Here is an 18,458-nt window from a genome sequence, read left to right as displayed (position 1 = left end):
CATCCGGGGGACAACTCGACGGCAAGTCTAGCAGAACTTGCCGGTACGTTAGAGATATTTGCGCGCTACTAAGTTTCAGCAAGGCCCGCAAATTTCTCACGTAGCTTGTCAAGCGCACGCTTGTACCGCATTTTCGTTGCGCTCAGGCCCATGTGCATGATATCGGCGATTTCCTGAAATTCCAGTTCTGCGACAAATCGAAGCACCAGAATCTCGCGGTCAATCGGATTGACATGCACTAGCCATTTGTCCAGCCCGCCTTTCTCTTCCGGTTTTGGCGCCTTCTCTTCCGAGGCCTCCTCGAGTGGATCAAGACTCAAGGCATCCATCAGTCGACGTTTGCGCCGCTCCTTGCGGTACTGGGTGATGCATTCGTTGTAGGTGATGCTGTAGAGCCATGTCTTGAACTTCGATTTGCCCTCGAAGTTCTTCAGCCCATAGAGCACCTTGAGCATCACCTCCTGACAGACATCGTCAGCATCCCGATCGTTCCCTAAATAACGTGCACAGACGTTAAAAAGGGTCCGTTGGTAGCGGCGCATGAGCTCCTCATACGCGCGAGTAACATGAAACAGCTCCTCATGCGAACGCGCCACCAACTCCTCATCAGTGAGCTCGCGGGGGTCGTAACGCATGGGCAGCGAGTGAACTTTATTCAAAACGGATCTGGCCGACAGTCAGGTCAATGTCGCCGCATACCCCTGCCTGGGGCATTTTTGCGGCGGCATACATTAGCAGGATTTGCCCGGTTAGCGGCTATTGACTCGCTGCTCAAGCAGAATCCGGTTGGACAACGACACTAGTTCGCCATCATCGGTCAGCAGGGTCGTCTTGACCGTGCCGATCTCTTCGATCTGCCCTTCGACCTCGCCAATCCGCACTTGTTGGCCCACTTGATACAGTTCACGCACGTAAATTCCGGCCAGGATCTGCCCGGCGATTTCCCGGCTGCCCAGGCCCATGGCCAGCGCTACGGCCAGACCAACGGTAATCAAACCGATGACGATCACATGGTTGAGCAGGTCGGTCTTGACCTCAAGCTGGCTGATTGCCACCGAGATACTGATGATAATCACCAGGCCCTGGGCGATGCGCCCGACGCCTGCGGCATATTCCAGGCCGATGCCTTCGGCGGCGCCGCGTACCAGGCCGTTGACCAGTTGCGCCAGCAACACACCGGCCAGCAGTACCAGCGCCGCACCGAACACCTTCGGCAGGTACAGGGCGAGCATGTCGAGGGTCGCCGAGACGCGCTCAAGGCCCAGGGATTCAGCGGCAGAAACCAGGAAAATCAGCAGCACGAACCAGTAGACGATCTTGCCGATCAGGGTCGAGATCGGCACCTGGATGCCGACCCGGCTGAGCATCTTGGTCAGGCCGGTGCCGCCCATCAGGCGATCCAGGCCGAGCTTGGCCAGCAATTTCGACAACAGGGTGTCGAGCAGCTTGGCCACGACGAAACCGAGCAGCACCACAACCAGGGCGCCGAACAGGTTGGGGATGAAGTTCGCCACTTTGGTCCACAACGCTGTCATCGCGGTGACCAGGCTCTGGGTCCAGAGATCAAGTTCCATATTCAATCGGCCTTATCAGCTTTACGGGCGGTAGCGTTACGGCGCACCGGCGCGACATGCGCCGAGCCATTGTTCACGGCAATCATCAGCGCCTGGCTCCAGCGGCCCAGCAGGCTGAACAGATCGCCCGCGCCAACCTGGCGGTTGGCGGTTTTCAGGACCCGGCCCAGGCAGGCGTCGTCGTCGCGGTCCTGACCGGACGGCGATGCCTTGAGCAGGTCTCGCAGGGATTCTTCAAACGGATCGTGCATAGGCACCTCGCGCAATATCTGTCAAAGACGAGGTCGCCAGACAACGGGTCACATGAACCGCCCAGGCAGTTTGTGACTGCATGTTCACAGATTTCATCTTCACACCCAGCGCAGGCGGCGGAACAGCCACCATTGCCCCAACGCCAGGGCCAGTACCAGCAGGCTGGCGAACAGAAAGCCGTAGGGGCTGTCGGAGCCGGGAATGCCGCCGACGTTGATGCCCAGAAGCCCGGTGACGAAACTCATGGGCAGGAAGATGCAGGTGATGATACCGAAGCGGTACATGGTCCGGTTCATCCGCTCGCTGCGGCGCCGGTCCTCGCTCTCGAGCACCAGGGCGGCGCGCTCACGGGTGAGATCCAGCTCTTCGAGGTAGCGGGTCAGGCTGTTGTTGAGCTCGTTCCAGTAGTCGGCATCGTCGGCGGCGAACCAGCTCCACTTGTTGCGCGCCAGTTGTGCGTAGATTTCCCGCTGCGGGTTGAGAAACCGCCGCAGCCCCGCCGCACGCCGGCGGATCTGCTGCAGGCTGCCCTGGTCCGGGGCATAGCGCTTGTCGGCTTCAAGCTGCTCTTCTTCGCCGTCAACCACTTCCGAGAGGTCGCTGATCAGCGCCTGGACCTTTTCGGTCAGCAGTTGGGCCATGCTCAGCAGCAGTTCGGAGGCGGTCTTCGGCCCTCGATTTTCGGCCAGTTGCTGGAGCAGCTCGTCACTGGCGCGCAACGGCCGCAGGCGCAGCGAGATCACCCGCTGGGCCTCGGCGAAGATGCGCACCGAGACCATGTCTTCGGGTTCAGCGCCGGGGTTTAAGTTGACCCCGCGCAAAAACAGCAGCATCTGCGCATCCGGCAGGGGCAGCAGGCGTGGACGGGTGTTTTCTTCCAGCAACAGGTCGCAGGCAAACTCGTTCAGGCCGCTGTCGTGGCGCAACCAGGTGCGGGTTTGCGGGTGGCTGCGGTCCCAGTGCAGCCACAGGCTTTCCTGGGGCTGCAACGCAAGGGCGTCCAGTTCAGTTCGGGCGATCGCACGGGCACCGCCTTTTCCATCCAGCACCAGGGCATGCACCAGCCCCCATTGCGCGTTTTCTTCCTCGAACATCCCTACCCCACTGACCGGTTTCAGAGCTTTACTCAGGCATTTTCAACGGGCTTGGCGAGACGATCACGCCATTGTTGTCGGCGTAGATGTATTCGCCCGGACGGAAGGTCACGCCGGCAAAGGTCACGGGGATGTTGAGTTCGCCAACACCGCGGCGTACCGATTTGAGCGGGTGGCTGGCCAGGGCCTGGACGCCAACGTCGGTCTGTGCCAGGACATCGACATCACGCACGCATCCGTAGATCACCAGGCCTTGCCAGTGATTCTTCGCCGCCTTTTCGGCGAGCATGTCGCCGAGCAGGGCATGGCGCAGCGAACCGCCGCCATCGACCACCAGGACCTTGCCGGTGCCATCGAGCTCGACCTGCTCTTTTACCCGCGAGTTGTCCTCGAAGCACTTGATGGTGACGATCTCACCCCCGAAGGAGTCGCGGCCGCCGAAGTTGCTGAACATCGGCTCCAGCACCTGCACCAGTTCCGGGTAGGCGTCGCACAGATCGGGGGTGATGTAATGCATGGGAAACTCCTGTCGATTATCGAGACGATGAATGTCGCAGTTTCACTCAGTGAACGAGGCCCGGCGATGCGGCTTTAGGCCCAAGGCTACACGTCACTGCCGTTGCGGTCACCTTGGGCAAGGAATCAGCGAACAGATGCTCGCTGAAAAACCCAAAAATGACCAAAACCTTCACAATCGTCATATCTTAACGGCATCAGCTCGCCGGCGAAACGGCCTGCGCCGCCTCCGGCAGCAACGCCGCCAGCGGATCCTGCAACCAACGCTCGACCAACGGCCACACCTGCGCCTGCGCCGGCTTGCTGACCAGCATGTCGACATGACCAAAGTTGTCGAAGCCCTCCTCACGGCCCAGGCGGACAAACTGCTTGTGCTCGCTGCCCAGTTGCTCGAACAGCTTGCGACAGGCCCACACCGGGTCCTGGTGATCACCCGCGCCGGCCACCGCCAGCACTGGCACATCAACTTCGGCCAGCCCCGCCCACCAGTCGCGATCCTTGTCGCCAAAGCGGCCAAACAGACCGAACCAGCGCATGCTTTCCAGCGCCAGGCCAATCGGCTCGTCTTCCGGGCCGCGCTTGAGCCGCGAGCCGGAAATCTGCGCAAAGCGCTTGAGCAGCAGGCGCCCGCCCCACTCCACCGGCGGCAGCTTCAGTGGCCAGTAGGTTCGGCTGACCTGGGTACCGAAGAACGCCACGCCGGCCACCTGCTCGGCGCCCAGGTACTGGCCACCGAGGGCCGCCGCCAGGGTGGTACCGCCCAGCGAGTGACCGATCCAGTGCGCAGGCCTGCCGGCCTGCTCGCAGACGAACGCGGCAATTACCGGCAGGTCGTAACGGGCATAGTCAGCCACGCGGTTGTTGCGATAGCCATGGTTGCGCGGCGACAGGCCGTGGCCGCGCATCTCCGGGATCCACACATCGAAACCGGCGCGCGCCAGGTAGGCGCCCAGGCCAATGCCCCGGGGCGAATACCAGAAGCGCCGGTTGGAAAAGCTGCCGTGCAGCAGAATGACCGGGGTGCCACGCACCTCGGCTTGATCGGCCATGCCCAGGCGGGTGAGCGCCAGCTCGACGCTGCGATCCGGGCTGTTACCGGCTTTGATCCGGTACACGTCCTCGCTCAGGTCGCCACGGCGCTCGGCACTGAGCAAGGCCACGGGAAAAAGGGTACTGCTGCTTTGCATAGGGTTCTTGCACAAAAAAGGGCGAGATCCATCACTGGAACACGCCCTGGAATACGGTCGGAACCCTCACCGGCGTAACCGCCAGGTGAAGGCTCCGGTTCAGCGCATCAGTTCGCGGCCTGGCCTTCAGCCAGGAAGAACCAGGTCTCGAGGACCGAGTCCGGGTTCAGCGAGACGCTTTCGATGCCCTGTTCCATCAGCCATTTGGCCAGGTCCGGGTGGTCGGATGGGCCCTGGCCGCAGATGCCGATGTACTTGCCAGCCTTGTTACAGGCCTGGATGGCATTGGCCAGCAGCTTCTTGACAGCAGGGTTACGCTCGTCGAACAGGTGCGCAATGATCCCCGAGTCGCGGTCCAGGCCCAGGGTCAGCTGGGTCAGGTCGTTGGAGCCGATGGAGAAGCCATCGAAGTACTCGAGGAACTCTTCGGCGAGGATGGCGTTGGACGGCAGTTCGCACATCATGATCACGCGCAGGCCGTTGTCACCGCGGGCCAGGCCGTTTTCGGCAAGCAGGTCGACAACCTGGCTGGCCTCGCCCAGGGTGCGCACGAACGGCACCATGATCTCGACGTTGGTCAGGCCCATCTCGTTGCGCACGCGCTTGAGGGCGCGGCATTCGAGCTCGAAGCAGTCACGGAAGGTTTCACTGATGTAGCGCGAAGCACCGCGGAAACCCAGCATCGGGTTTTCTTCTTCCGGCTCGTAGAGCTTGCCGCCGATCAGGTTGGCGTATTCGTTGGACTTGAAGTCCGACAGGCGCACGATGACCTTCTTCGGCCAGAACGCCGCCGCCAGGGTGCTGATGCCCTCGACCAGTTTCTCGACGTAGAAGCCGACCGGGTCGTTGTAGCCGGCAATACGCTTGTCGACGCTCTCTTTGAGCTCGGCAGGCAGGCCTGCGTAGTTGAGCAGCGCCTTGGGGTGCACGCCGATCATGCGGTTGATGATGAATTCCAGGCGCGCCAGGCCGACACCGGCGTTGGGCAGCTGGGCAAAATCAAAGGCGCGGTCCGGGTTGCCGACGTTCATCATGATCTTGAACGGCAGCTCCGGCATGGCGTCGACGGAGTTCTTGCGCACGTCAAAGCCCAGCTCACCTTCGAAGATGAAGCCGGTATCGCCTTCGGCGCACGACACGGTCACGCCCTGGCCATCCTTGAGCAGCTGGGTGGCGTTGCCGCAACCAACCACCGCCGGAATACCCAGTTCACGGGCAATGATCGCCGCGTGGCAGGTACGCCCGCCACGGTTGGTGACGATGGCGCTGGCGCGCTTCATCACCGGCTCCCAGTCCGGGTCGGTCATGTCCGAAACCAGTACGTCGCCGGGCTGGACCTTGTCCATCTCCGAGACGTCCTTGATGATCCGCACCTTGCCGGCGCCGATGCGCTGGCCGATGGCGCGGCCTTCGACCAGCACGGTGCCGGTCTCTTTGAGCAGGTAACGCTCCATGACGTTGGCCTGGGCGCGGCTTTTCACGGTTTCAGGGCGGGCCTGAACGATGTACAGCTTGCCGTCGTCACCGTCCTTGGCCCATTCGATGTCCATCGGGCACTTGTAGTGCTTCTCGATGATCATCGCCTGCTTGGCCAGCTCGCTGACTTCGGCGTCGCTCAGGCAGAAACGGGTGCGGTCGGCCTTGTCGACATCGACGGTCTTGACCGAACGACCGGCCTTGGCTTCTTCGCCATAGACCATCTTGATCGCCTTGCTGCCCAGGTTGCGGCGCAGGATCGCCGGGCGGCCGGCTTCCAGGGTGCCTTTGTGCACGTAGAATTCGTCGGGGTTGACTGCACCCTGAACGACGGTTTCACCCAGGCCGTAGGCGCCGGTGATGAACACCACGTCACGAAAGCCCGACTCGGTGTCGAGGGTGAACATTACGCCGGCAGTGCCGGTTTCCGAGCGGACCATGCGCTGCACGCCGGCCGACAGGGCCACCAGCTTGTGGTCGAAGCCCTGGTGCACGCGGTAGGAAATGGCACGGTCGTTGAACAGCGAGGCGAACACTTCCTTGGCGGCGCGGATGACGTTGTCGACGCCGCGGATGTTCAGGAAGGTTTCCTGCTGGCCGGCGAACGAGGCGTCCGGCAGGTCTTCGGCAGTGGCCGAGGAGCGCACGGCCACGGCCATGTTCGGGTTGCCCTGGGACATTTCGGCGAAGGCAGTGCGGATTTCGGCGTTCAGGCGCTCGGGGAACTCGGCCTCCATGATCCACTGGCGGATCTGCGCACCGGTCTTGGCCAGGGCGTTGACGTCGTCAACGTCCAGCGCGTCGAGGGCAGCGTGGATCTGGGCGTTCAGGCCGCTCTGCTCGAGAAAGTCACGATACGCCTGAGCCGTAGTGGCAAAGCCGCCGGGGACCGAGACACCGGCGCCCGCGAGGTTACTGATCATCTCGCCGAGGGATGCGTTCTTGCCCCCCACATGCTCTACATCATGGACGCCGAGCTTATCGAGGGAAACTACGTACTCTACCAAGGTGATCTCTCCACTAACTGTGTTGGAAAAGCTCAGGTCGCCCGCCTGCCAGCTCTGGCTTGGCCGGGCGCTTGTGGCCTGGACCTGGAAAATAAGTGAGAATGCCGAACGCAGTGTTCGGTAAACCGAACCTATCATATCCAAGATTCGTCACCAGCTTAAGGCCCAAGGCGCAAATGAAACGATCTGCTTTCTTTATCTCCGATGGCACCGGCATTACCGCCGAGACGCTGGGACAGAGTCTTCTAGCGCAGTTCGATACCATTCCGTTCAATAAATTCACGCGTCCGTACATCGACAGCGTAGAAAAAGCGCGGGTGATGGTACAACAAATCAATAGCGCCGCTGAGAAAGACGGTGTCCGTCCGATCATCTTCGACACCATCGTCAATCAGGATATCCGCGAGGTCCTCGCCACCTCCAACGGCTTCATGATCGACATCTTCTCGACCTTCCTGGCCCCGCTGGAACAGGAACTGACCGCCCATTCGTCCTATTCGGTGGGCAAATCCCACTCGATCGGCGGCAATTCCAACTATATGGAACGCATCGAGGCGGTCAACTTCGCTCTCGACAACGACGATGGCGCGCGCACCCACTACTACGACAAGGCCGACTTGATCCTGGTAGGCGTGTCGCGTTGCGGCAAGACCCCGACCTGCCTGTACATGGCCATGCAATTCGGCATCCGTGCGGCCAACTACCCGCTGACCGAAGATGACATGGAGCGTCTGCAACTGCCCCAGGCCCTGAAAAACCACCAGCACAAGCTGTTCGGCCTGACCATCGACCCCGACCGCCTGACCGCCATCCGCCACGAGCGCAAGCCCAACAGCCGCTACGCAAGCTTTGCCCAGTGCGAGTTCGAAGTGCGTGAAGTGGAGAACCTGTTCCGCCGCGAGAACATTGCGCACATCAACTCCACGCATTTCTCCGTGGAAGAGATTGCGGCGAAGATTCTGGTCGAGAAAGGTGTAGAGCGAAGGTTCAAATAAAATTCACCGGCCTCATCGCGGGTCAAGCCCGCTCCCACAGGTACAGCACGATCCACCCTGTGGGAGCGGCGGTGCGGCGACCCGACTTGACCCGCGATGAGGCCGGGACAGGCACAAAAAAAACCCCGGCAAATGCCGGGGCTTTTTCATTTCAGCTCACGCTCAGGACGGCATCACCGTTGCCTGGCCACTCAGGGCCAGGTCCACCAGTTCGCGGTTGGCCACCGCGTACATGGCGTAGTCGGTGCCGGTAGCGGCACGCAGCTCGTCGAGCATGGCGCGCCAGCGCTCGACCATGACCCGGTGCTGATCCAGCCACAGGGCCACGCGGGCGTCCATGTCCTCGGGTGCGTCGATCATCTGCAGCACCGAGATGGTGATCGCCCGTTGCTGCAGGTCGATATCATCGCGGAAGGCTTCACGGGCCAGGGCCTGCCAGTTGTTTTCCACCGGCAGGTTGCTGATTTCCTGCAGGTACCAGGTCAGGTCCAGGGCGCTGCCAACGGCGAAGAAGGCCTTGGCCACTTCGGCCGGGTCCTGGCCGGTGACGTCGGAAGCCTCGATGATCGGCAACAGGGTGTACAGGTGCGTAGTACCGGCCACCATGCGTGCCAGCAGCTCCGGCACGCCGGCTTCGACAAAGCCCTGGTAACGGGTCATCCAGCGCTCGCGGGTCGGCCCTTCCAGCAGTTCGTCAAGCTTGAGCCCCAAAGCAGCGATCTTCGGCCCGAAGTGCGCCACGTCACGCCCGGCATCCTGCTCGTTGCGACGGCTGCGCAGGAACCAGCGGGTCGCACGGCGGCCCAGACGCATCAGCTCGTCCATCAGGGTCAACTGGATTTCAGCCGGGACCTGGTAGTCCAGCGCCTCGATCTGACGGAACCAGTGCGGCAGGTGGAAGATGTCGCGCACGATCACGTAGGCGCCAGCGACGTTCGCCGGGCTCATGCCGGTGGACTCTTTCAGGCGCTGAACGAAGGTGATGCCCATGTTGTTGACCAGATCGTTGGCGATCTGGGTGCTGACGATCTCGCGTTTCAGGCGATGGCGGCGCATGGCCTCGGCGAACTTGCTCACCAGCGACGGCGGGAACGCGGTTTCCATGTCGCGGGTCAGGTAGTCATCGTCCGGCACCAGCGACTTGAGCAGCTGCTCCTTGAGGTCGATCTTGCTGTACGAGATCAGCACCGACAGCTCGGCACGGGTCAGGCCCTGGCCGGCGGCCAGGCGCTCGGCCAGTTGCTCTTCGGTCGGCAGGAACTCGATGGCGCGGTCCAGCTTGCCACGGCCTTCAAGGTCGGCCATCAGGCGCTTGTATTCAGCGATGCGCTCCTTGGCCCGACGCGCAGCCAGCGACAACGCCTGGGTCTGCTTGTAGTTGTTGCCCAGCACCAGGCCGGCCACTTCGTCGGTCATGCTGCCCAGCAGCTGGTTGCGCTGCTTCTCGGTCATGTCGCCAGCCTGCACCACTTCGTTGAGCAGGATCTTGATGTTGACCTCGTGGTCGGAGCAGTCCACGCCACCGGCGTTGTCGATGAAGTCGGTGTTGGTGGCGCCGCCGTTCAAGCCGAACTCGACCCGGCCCAGCTGGGTCATGCCGAGGTTGCCGCCCTCGCCCACCACCTTGCAGCGCAGCTCGTTGCCGTCCACGCGCAGGGCGTCGTTGGCCTTGTCGCCGACGTCAGCGTGGCTTTCCTCACTGGACTTGACGTAGGTGCCGATACCGCCGTTCCACAGCAGGTCGACCGGCGCCTTGAGCAGTGCGTTGAGCAGCTCGGTCGGGGTCAGCTTGTCGGCTTCGATGGCGAAGCGCTCTTTCATCTGCGCGGTGATCGCGATGCTTTTCGCACTGCGCGGGAAGATCCCGCCGCCTTCGGACATGATGCTGGTGTCGTAGTCGCTCCAGGCCGAACGCGGCAGGTCGAACAGGCGCTGGCGCTCGGCGAAGCTGCTGGCCGGCTCCGGGTTCGGGTCGATGAAGATGTGCAGGTGGTTGAACGCCGCCACCAGTTGCAGCTTGTCGGACATCAGCAGGCCGTTGCCGAACACGTCACCGGCCATGTCGCCGACGCCGACCACGGTGATCGGGTCTTCCTGGACGTTGATGCCGCGCTCGCGGAAGTGACGCTGCACGCCAACCCAGGCGCCACGGGCGGTAATGCCCATTTTCTTGTGGTCGTAACCGGCCGAGCCACCGGAGGCGAACGCATCGCCGAGCCAGAAGCCGTAGTCGATGGCAATGCCGTTGGCGATATCGGAGAAGGTCGCGGTGCCTTTGTCGGCAGCCACCACCAGGTACGGGTCATCGTCGTCATGCCGGACGACGTTGGCCGGCGGCACCAGGGCGCCGTCCTTGAGGTTGTCGGTGATGTCCAGCAGGCCGGAAATGAAGATCCGGTAGCAGGCGATGCCTTCGGCCTGGATATCGTCGCGGCTGCCGCCCAGCGGCAGGCGACGCGGCAGGAAACCGCCCTTGGCGCCGACCGGCACGATCACCGAGTTCTTCACCTGCTGGGCTTTTACCAGGCCCAGCACTTCGGTGCGGAAGTCTTCTTCACGGTCCGACCAGCGCAGGCCGCCGCGGGCGACGTTGCCAAAGCGCAGGTGCACACCCTCGACCCGTGGCGAGTAGACGAAGATCTCGAACTTCGGCACCGGTTTGGGCAGCTCGGGGATCAGCTTGGGGTTGAACTTGAAGCTGAAGTACGACTTGTTATGGCCCTGGGCATCGGTCTGGTAGAAGTTGGTGCGCAGGGTGGCCTTGATCAGGTCCAGGTAGCGACGCAGGATGCGGTCTTCGTTGAGCACCTGAACGTCGTCCAGGGCGGTGAGGATCGCCTGTTCCAGACGCTGCTGCTTGTCGTCGAGGTCTTCGCTGGTGAGCTTGCGCGCCAGGTAGAAGCGGGTCTTGAACAACCGGGTCAGCTCGCGGGCGATGTCGGTGTGGTTGTTCAGGGTGCTGGCGATGTAACCGAGGTCGAAGCCCAGGCGGATCTGCTTGAGGTAGCGGGCGTAGGCACGCAGCAGCGCCACGTCGCGCCATGGCAGGCCGGCGGTCAGCACCAGGCGGTTGAAGGCGTCGTTCTCGGCATCGCCATTGACGATGTGCACGAATGCATCCTGCAGGGTGTCGTTGAGCTGCTGGATGTCGAGGTTCAGGCCTTCGGCGGCGGTGAAGGCAAAGTCATGAATCCAGTACTCGCGGCCATTGGCGTGGCGCAGGCGGTAGGGGAACTCGCCGAGCACGCGCAGGCCGAGGTTTTCCAGGATCGGCAGCACATCTGAAAGCGCCAGCGGTGTATCGGCGTGGTACAGCTTGCAGTGCAGCTGCTGTTTGCCGGCCTGGGTCAGCGGCTGGTAGAAGCTCATGACCAGCGGCTTGCGCTCGGACAGGGTCAGCAGGTGCTGCATGTCGACCACCGCCGAATGGGCGGCGAAACGCTCGCGGTAACCGGCCGGGAAGCCTTTCGGGAAATCGGCCAGGACGTTGGTGCCCTGGGCTTCGCCGAAGCTTTCGACGGTCAGGCTGGCGTAGTCGTCCTGCCACGAACGGCAGGCCTGGATCACTTCGTTTTCCAGTTGCTGCGGGTCGATGTCGATGCGGTTTTTCGGGTCGACGCGCAGAATCAGCTGCACGCGGGCCAGTACCGACTCGGAGAAGAAGGTCCAGAACTCGCAGTCGCTGGCCTTGAGGCGCTCCATCAGCACCTGCTGGATCTTCTGCCGCACTTCGGTGGAGTAGATATCACGCGGCACGTAGGCCAGGCAGTAGCAGAAGCGGCCGTACGGGTCCTTGCGCAGGAACACGCGGATCTTGTTGCGCTCCTGGATCTGCACGATCGACATGACGGTGCTGAACAGCTCGTCGACCGGGGTCTGGAACAGGTCGTCGCGCGGCAGCACTTCCAGGACCTGCGCCAGCTCCTTGCCCAGGTGGGCCTTGGGGTCGAAGTGCGAGCGGCGCTCGACTTCGGCGACCTTGCCACGGATGTAGGGGATCGCGCGCACGCTCTCGCCATACACCGAGGAGGTGTACAGGCCCATGAAGCGGCATTCCTTGATGACCTTGCCGTCGGCGTCCAGCTGGCGGATCGACACGTAGTCCGGGTAGGCCGGACGGTGCACGCGGCTTGGGTGCGCGGCCTTGGCGAAGGACAGCAGCAGCGGCTCTTGCAGGTAATTGACGGCGTAGTCTTCGATGCGCAGGTCTTCGGCGGTGAGACCGACGCGCAGCATGCGGGTCAGGCCGAGGAACGACTGCTCGTCGTATTGCAGCTGGCCGCCCTGGGCGTCGCCATGGACAACGAACTCTTCGTAGCCGAGGAAGGTGAAGTGGTTGCCCAGCAGCCACTCGAGGAACGCCTTGACCTCGGCCTTTTCATTTTGTGCCGGGGCGTAGGCGGTTTGTTCAACCAGCGCCACGACCTCGCGCAGCTTGGCTTTCATCGGCTCGAAATCGGCGACGGCGACACGCACTTCAGCCAGCACCTGCTCAAGCTCGCGGGTCAGCAGGTTGAGTTCGGCGGTGTTGGCGCAGCGGTCGATTTCCAGGTACATCAGCGATTCTTGCAGCACGCCTTCGCCCTGGGTGCCCTTGGGCAGGATTTCCAGCAGCTCGCCTTTCGGCCCGCGACGCACGCTCAGTACGGTGGTCTGCAGGGTATGGATGCTGTAGCCGCGGCGGTTGAGCTCGGTGCGCACCGAGTCGACCAGAAATGGCAGGTCATGGTGCAGGACTTCGACCGCGGTGTGGGTCGACTGCCAGCCATGACGCTCGTAATCGGGGTTGTAGACGCGAACCTGAGGCTGGGAGTGATCGAAACGCTCGATGATGCGCCACGCAGAGAGGGTGCAACCGGCCAGGTCCGACATACGGCGCTGGGTGAGTTCGTCCAGAGAGATGATGCCGAAGAACTGCTCGGCGAACAGCGCCACTTGTGGCAGTGCCTGTTCGCTGATGTGCTGCGCCAGGGCCGCTTGCAGTTGATGCTGGAAGTCGGCTTTGCTGGCTGCGGTGAAAAACGCCATCTGTGGTACTCCGCTTGGGCTTTATTATTGAGTGAAGCGTCGCGCGCGTCCGCCGTTTACGGATCAACGATAGCCAACCCGTAGCAGGAGGACGGTAAAACCATAGAAACAGGCGCTCAAGGTGACCCGCAAGTCACATCTTCCCGCTCCACGGATGGGCATCTGCAAAAACGACTGCCAGCGCGGCTGTGTCTTTACGGGTGTCCATCGACAGCGCAGCTTAACGAGTGCCCGCCCGCCCCTGCTTGCGGTGCTGCGACATATTCGGTCATTGAGGTGCAACCGTACGTTTATCCACAGGCCGAACACTGGCAGAATCGTGTTTCAACTTATTGATCGAGCCGCTCATGCAATTCAAGACCGCCCTGCTCTTCGCCACCCCCTGCGATGATGAAGAAGACAACATGGCCACCCTGTGCTGCCACAGCGACAAGGGCCAGATGTTCCTCATGACGCGCTATCCGGACGAAGACACGGTGGACATCACCCTGGATGACGAGCCAAGCACCCTCGACGGCCTCAAAGTGACCTTCAGTGCCAAACGCTTGATGATCGAAGTGGCAGCGGGCGATACCGATGCGCTCAATGGCGACGACTTTCTGGAAATCCTGCTTACCGCCGACGGCACCGACCTCGCCGAAGTCGAAGAAACCCTGCAGAACATCCTCAAGGGCACCGGTACCTACGTCAGCGAGCTGTAATCGCCCACGCGGTTTCTTGACAAGGAACCGCTGCAAAAGGCATTGTCTGACAACCTGATTAATGAGCCACCCTCATGCTTGAGCTTCAGCGCCCCGACACCCTGGTCGAACGGGTTGTCGGCGCCATCCGCGCCGAAATCGATTCCGGTCGCCTGGCGGCCGAATCGCGCCTGCCCACCGAACAGCAACTGGCCGAGCAATTGAACGTCAGCCGCTCGGTGGTACGCGAGGCAGTGGCCCAGCTCAAGGCGGACGGGGTGCTGATCGCCCGCCGCGGCCTGGGTTCGTACATTTCGCAAACCCCGACCGGCACGGTCTTCCGCTTCCCTGCTGCGCAAGGCCGCAGCCCGGACCTGGTGCAGATGTTCGAAGTGCGCCTGTGGATCGAGACCCAGGCCGCCTCGGTAGCCGCCCAGCGCCGCGACGCCGCTGACCTGGCGCGCATGGGCAAGGCCCTGCAGGAGATGCTCGACAAGCGCAGCGAGTTTGCCGTGGCCGCCGCTGCCGACGTGGAGTTCCACCGGGCCATCGCCGAGGCCAGCAAGAACGATTATTTCGTCGCTTTCCATGATTTTCTGCGTGGCCAGCTGGCCGCAGCCCGTCGCACCGCCTGGGAAAACTCGGCGGCGCATTCGGTCGGCGGTTCGGCCGATGCCCATCGCGAGCACCAGGCGCTGTACCAGGCCATCGCCGATGGCGACCGGCTTGGCGCCGCAGCCTGCGCCGAAGCGCACCTGCGGGCCTCGGCCAAACGCCTGAAACTGGACCTGCCGAGTATCGACTGAACACCCTATAGAACGGGCGCTGCGGCATGGCGCCCTTTTGTTTGACCTACTTAGTCTGACAACCTGATAAGCAGACTCTCTGATAAGAACAAGCCAAGGTGACACCTGCATGATCTACGACTACTGCATCATCGGCGGCGGCATCGTCGGCCTCGCCACCGCCATGGCGCTGCTGGAACGCCAACCGGGCGCCTCCTTGCTGATCCTGGAAAAGGAAAGCAGCCTGGCCAAGCACCAGACCGGGCATAACAGCGGCGTGATTCACGCAGGTATCTACTACGCGCCGGGCAGCCTCAAGGCCGACCTGTGCAAGCGCGGCGCCCAGGCCACCAAAGCGTTCTGCAGCGAGCACCAGATCAAGTTCGAAGTCTGCGGCAAGTTGCTGGTGGCCTCGACGCCGCTGGAAGTCGAGCGCATGCGTGCCCTGTACGAGCGCTCGCAGCAGAACGGCCTGAAGGTCGAACAGTTGGATGCCAAGGAGCTGCAACGCCGCGAGCCGAACATCGTCGGCCTCGGCGGCCTGTTCCTCGATGCCACCGGCATTGTCGACTACCAGCAGGTCTGCGAAGCCATGGCCCGGGTCATCCAGCGATTCGGCGGCGAAGTGCAGCTGCAAACCACCGTGCGCGCTATTGTCGAAACCGCCGACAAGGTCACCATCAGCAGCGACGACAAGGTCTGGAGCGCCCGCCAGCTGGTGGCCTGTGCCGGCCTGCAATCGGACCGCCTGGCAACCATGGCCGGGGTCAAGATCGACCACCAGATCATCCCCTTCCGCGGCGAATACTTCCGCCTGCCTGCGGCCAAGAACGACATCGTCAACCACCTGATCTACCCGATCCCCGACCCGGAGCTGCCGTTTCTTGGCGTGCACCTGACGCGGATGATCGACGGCAGCGTTACCGTCGGGCCGAACGCGGTACTGGGGCTGGGCCGGGAAAACTACCGCAAGTTCTCGGTGAACTGGCGTGACGTTGCCGAATACGCGCGTTTTCCGGGGTTCTGGAAAACCATCTGGAACAACCTTGGTTCCGGCACCGCCGAGATGAAGAACTCACTGTTCAAAGGCGGCTATCTGGAGCAATGCCGCAAATACTGCCCGTCGCTGAATGTCGAAGACCTGCTGCCCTATGAGGCCGGGATCCGCGCCCAGGCGGTGATGCGCGACGGCACCCTGGTGCACGACTTCCTGTTCGCCGAGACGCCGCGCATGGTGCACGTCTGCAACGCGCCCTCGCCGGCGGCCACCTCGGCCATCCCGATCGGCCAGATGATCGCCGAAAGGATCTTCAAGGCCCGCTGAATCCTGCTGCACACCTAACTACAAAGACAAAAAAGGAACACCCCACATGTCGGTACATGAGGCGGCTGCGGCCGCGAGCGAAACCCCGGAACAAAAACGCAAACGCCTGCGCAAGGTCGCCGCCGCGACCATCTTCGGCTCGATGCTGGAGTGGTACGACTTCTACCTGTACGCGACCATGGCGGCGATCGTCTTCTCGAAGATCTTCTTCGACCCGAGCAACCCGGCGGTGGCGTCGCTGCTGGCGTTCTCCACCTTCGCCATCGGCTTTATCGCCCGCCCCTTCGGCGGCGTGCTGTTCGGCTACCTGGGCGACCGCTTCGGGCGCAAGCAGGTACTGGTCATCACCTTCTGCATGATGGGCGTGTGCACTACCCTGATCGGCCTGATCCCCAGCTACGCCTCGATCGGTATCTGGGCGCCGATCATCCTCGTGCTGGTACGCATCATCCAGGGCCTGGGTGCCGGTGCCGAGTTGTCTGGCGCGGCGGTGACCTCTTATGAACACGCCAGCGAAGGCAAGCGCGGCAGCCAGGGCGCCTGGCCGGCGCTGGGCCTGAACCTGGGCCTGCTGCTGTCGTCGCTGACCGTCTACCTGCTGACCATGAACGGCAACGAGTTCCTGCTCGCCGGCGGCTGGCGCATCCCGTTCATCTGCAGCATCGTGCTGGTCGGCGTCGGCCTGTGGGTGCGTAAAAGCATCCCGGAAACCCCGGACTTCAAAGAGCTCGACAAAACCCCGGCCAAGGACCAGGTATCGCCGCTCAAACTGCTGTTTCGCAACGACCTCAAAGGCCTGGCCGTGGTGTTCTTCGTGGCCATCGGCTACAACGCCCTGAGCTACATCTTCAAGACCTTCTCGCTGGCCTACCTGACCCAGTACAAAGGCGTCGAAGCCCATGTCACCTCGCTGTCGGTGACCATCGCCAGCCTGGTGGCGATTATCGCCGTGCCGTTCTTCGGCTGGCTGTGCGACAAATGGAGCAGCAAGACCGTGCTGATGCTTGGCGGGCTGTTCTCGGTGCTGTTCGCCTACCCGTTCCTGAGCCTGCTCAACACCGGCGAGCCGATGATGATCTACCTGGCGATTGCCATCGGTACCGGCATCCTCGCACCGATGATGTTTGCCCCGCAGGGCTCGTTCCTCAGCCGCCAGTTCCCGACCCAGACCCGCTCTTCGGGCTTTGGCACCGGGCGCGAGATCGGCACCGCCGTGGCCGGCGGCCTGGCACCGCTGGGCGGCCTGGCGCTGGTGGCCAACTCGGCGACCCACTCCACCGACGGCGTGGCGCTGATTCTGGTGGTGGCGGCGGTGTTCGTGGTGGTGTTTGCCCTGTGCGACCAGGGCCGCAAGCATTCCAGCTTCAAGAACTGACACCCCGGGTCCCACAGGGTCAGCGCGATCCCTGTGGGAGTTGGCGTTGCCGACGATGGGCTGCACAGCAGCCCCGACTTCACGATTTGAACAATTTTCCCTGCTGCCGTTAGTCGCAAGCCCCCGGATGGATTAAAGTATCAGCCCCCGCCCGGGCGCTTTTACGCCGCACGCCCTGGCTTTTTTCCAGGAACCGTCAACGATGGAACACCGTGAGGCGCTGATCGCGCTGCGCACCTTTCTTTCAACCCAGATCCTGGGCCAGGAAAAACTCGTCGAGCGCTTGCTCATCGTGCTCCTCGCCGACGGCCACATGCTGGTCGAAGGCGCCCCGGGCCTGGCCAAGACCAAGGCCATCAAGGAACTGGCCGAAGGCGTCGAAGCCGAGTTCCATCGTATCCAGTTCACCCCCGACCTGCTCCCGGCCGACATCACCGGCACCGAGATCTATCGCCCGGAAACCGGCAGCTTCGTGTTCCAGCAGGGGCCGATCTTCCACAACCTGGTATTGGCCGACGAAATCAACCGCGCCCCGGCCAAGGTTCAGTCGGCGCTGCTCGAGGCCATGGCCGAACGCCAGGTCAGTGTCGGGCGCAGTACCTACGAGCTGTCGCCGCTGTTCCTGGTGATGGCCACGCAGAACCCGATCGAGCAGGAAGGCACCTACCCGCTGCCCGAAGCCCAGCTCGACCGCTTCCTCATGCACGTCAAGATTGGTTTTCCCGATGCCGCCGTCGAACGGCGCATCCTCCAGCAGGCCCGGGGCGAGGCGCTCAACGGCGAGACCAAGCCGGAACGACGGGTCAGCCAGCAGGCGATCTTTGCCGCACGCAAGGAAATCCTCGGCCTGTACATGGCCGACGCGGTAGAGGAATACCTGGTGCAACTGGTGATGGCCACCCGCACCCCGGCCAAGTTCGACCTGGAGCTGGCCGACTGGATCGCCTACGGCGCCAGCCCGCGCGGCTCGATTGCCCTCGACCGCTGCGCGCGGGCTCATGCCTGGCTGGCCGGACGCGACTTCGTCAGCCCTGAAGACATCCAGGCGGTGCTGTTCGACGTACTGCGCCACCGCATCATTCTTTCCTTCGAGGCCGAGGCCGCCGGGATTGACCAGGACCGGGTGATCCAGCGCATCCTCGACGTCGTCGCCGTCGCCTGAACC

General features: G+C 62.7%; 14 protein-coding genes. 6 read left to right on the top strand and 8 right to left on the bottom strand.

Annotation, left to right across the window (positions count from 1 at the left end; all coding sequences use genetic code 11):
• Positions 1-68: 68 nt before the first annotated feature.
• The 7 genes from sigX to ppsA all read right to left on the bottom strand — a co-directional run bounded on the left by sigX (position 69) and on the right by ppsA (position 7,106).
• Entirely contained in the window at positions 69-635 is a 567-nt protein-coding gene (sigX, locus tag JYG36_RS08975; RefSeq protein WP_036990388.1) for an RNA polymerase sigma factor SigX, read from the bottom strand.
• A gap of 114 nt (positions 636-749) precedes the next feature.
• Positions 750-1,574 carry a mechanosensitive ion channel family protein gene (locus JYG36_RS08970; protein ID WP_038994250.1) on the bottom strand — a complete coding sequence of 275 codons (825 nt, stop codon included), beginning with the start codon at positions 1,572-1,574 and terminating at the stop codon, positions 750-752.
• A 2-nt stretch (positions 1,575-1,576) separates the two neighbouring features.
• A complete protein-coding gene (locus JYG36_RS08965) occupies positions 1,577-1,831 on the bottom strand; it encodes a CrfX protein (protein ID WP_371128640.1) in 255 nt (84 codons plus the stop codon).
• Positions 1,832-1,924: 93 nt separating this feature from the next.
• Positions 1,925-2,920, bottom strand: coding sequence for a divalent cation transporter CmaX (gene cmaX / locus JYG36_RS08960; RefSeq protein ID WP_045195019.1), 996 nt, complete (start codon positions 2,918-2,920; stop codon positions 1,925-1,927).
• A 28-nt stretch (positions 2,921-2,948) separates the two neighbouring features.
• Positions 2,949-3,437, bottom strand: coding sequence for a ribonuclease E activity regulator RraA (gene rraA, locus JYG36_RS08955; protein ID WP_038994247.1), 489 nt, complete (start codon positions 3,435-3,437; stop codon positions 2,949-2,951).
• Between the two features lie 196 nt (positions 3,438-3,633).
• Positions 3,634-4,623, bottom strand: coding sequence for an alpha/beta fold hydrolase (locus tag JYG36_RS08950; protein WP_213603621.1), 990 nt, complete (start codon positions 4,621-4,623; stop codon positions 3,634-3,636).
• A 107-nt stretch (positions 4,624-4,730) separates the two neighbouring features.
• Positions 4,731-7,106: a phosphoenolpyruvate synthase gene (ppsA, locus tag JYG36_RS08945; RefSeq protein WP_045195023.1), complete on the bottom strand. Its 2,376-nt coding sequence runs from the start codon at positions 7,104-7,106 to the stop codon at positions 4,731-4,733.
• 176 nt (positions 7,107-7,282) lie between these two features.
• Here ppsA and ppsR point away from each other — a divergent pair, with 176 nt between their 5' ends.
• The gene (gene ppsR / locus JYG36_RS08940; RefSeq protein ID WP_045195025.1) at positions 7,283-8,101 is read left to right on the top strand and encodes a posphoenolpyruvate synthetase regulatory kinase/phosphorylase PpsR; all 819 of its coding nucleotides are present in this window, start codon (positions 7,283-7,285) and stop codon (positions 8,099-8,101) included.
• Between the two features lie 162 nt (positions 8,102-8,263).
• Here the strand turns inward: ppsR and JYG36_RS08935 are convergent, their stop codons facing one another.
• Positions 8,264-13,129 carry an NAD-glutamate dehydrogenase gene (locus JYG36_RS08935; protein WP_045195028.1) on the bottom strand — a complete coding sequence of 1,622 codons (4,866 nt, stop codon included), beginning with the start codon at positions 13,127-13,129 and terminating at the stop codon, positions 8,264-8,266.
• A 347-nt stretch (positions 13,130-13,476) separates the two neighbouring features.
• Here JYG36_RS08935 and JYG36_RS08930 point away from each other — a divergent pair, with 347 nt between their 5' ends.
• From JYG36_RS08930 to JYG36_RS08910, 5 genes are all read left to right on the top strand, one after another.
• The gene (locus JYG36_RS08930) at positions 13,477-13,830 is read left to right on the top strand and encodes a hypothetical protein (RefSeq protein WP_045195029.1); all 354 of its coding nucleotides are present in this window, start codon (positions 13,477-13,479) and stop codon (positions 13,828-13,830) included.
• 74 nt (positions 13,831-13,904) lie between these two features.
• Complete coding sequence (locus JYG36_RS08925; protein ID WP_045195031.1) at positions 13,905-14,615, top strand: FadR/GntR family transcriptional regulator; 711 nt, start codon at positions 13,905-13,907, stop codon at positions 14,613-14,615.
• 109 nt (positions 14,616-14,724) lie between these two features.
• Entirely contained in the window at positions 14,725-15,918 is a 1,194-nt protein-coding gene (gene lhgD / locus JYG36_RS08920; protein WP_195884709.1) for an L-2-hydroxyglutarate dehydrogenase, read from the top strand.
• 46 nt (positions 15,919-15,964) lie between these two features.
• Complete coding sequence (locus tag JYG36_RS08915) at positions 15,965-17,293, top strand: MFS transporter (protein ID WP_045195035.1); 1,329 nt, start codon at positions 15,965-15,967, stop codon at positions 17,291-17,293.
• A 202-nt stretch (positions 17,294-17,495) separates the two neighbouring features.
• Entirely contained in the window at positions 17,496-18,455 is a 960-nt protein-coding gene (locus JYG36_RS08910) for an AAA family ATPase (RefSeq protein WP_038994235.1), read from the top strand.
• Positions 18,456-18,458 lie beyond the last annotated feature (3 nt).

The organism is Pseudomonas sp. SORT22 (genome assembly GCF_018417635.1).
Lineage (GTDB): Bacteria > Pseudomonadota > Gammaproteobacteria > Pseudomonadales > Pseudomonadaceae > Aquipseudomonas.
The sequence above is the reverse complement of the archived record's forward strand: the minus strand, read 5'-3'. Positions and strand labels throughout refer to the sequence as shown.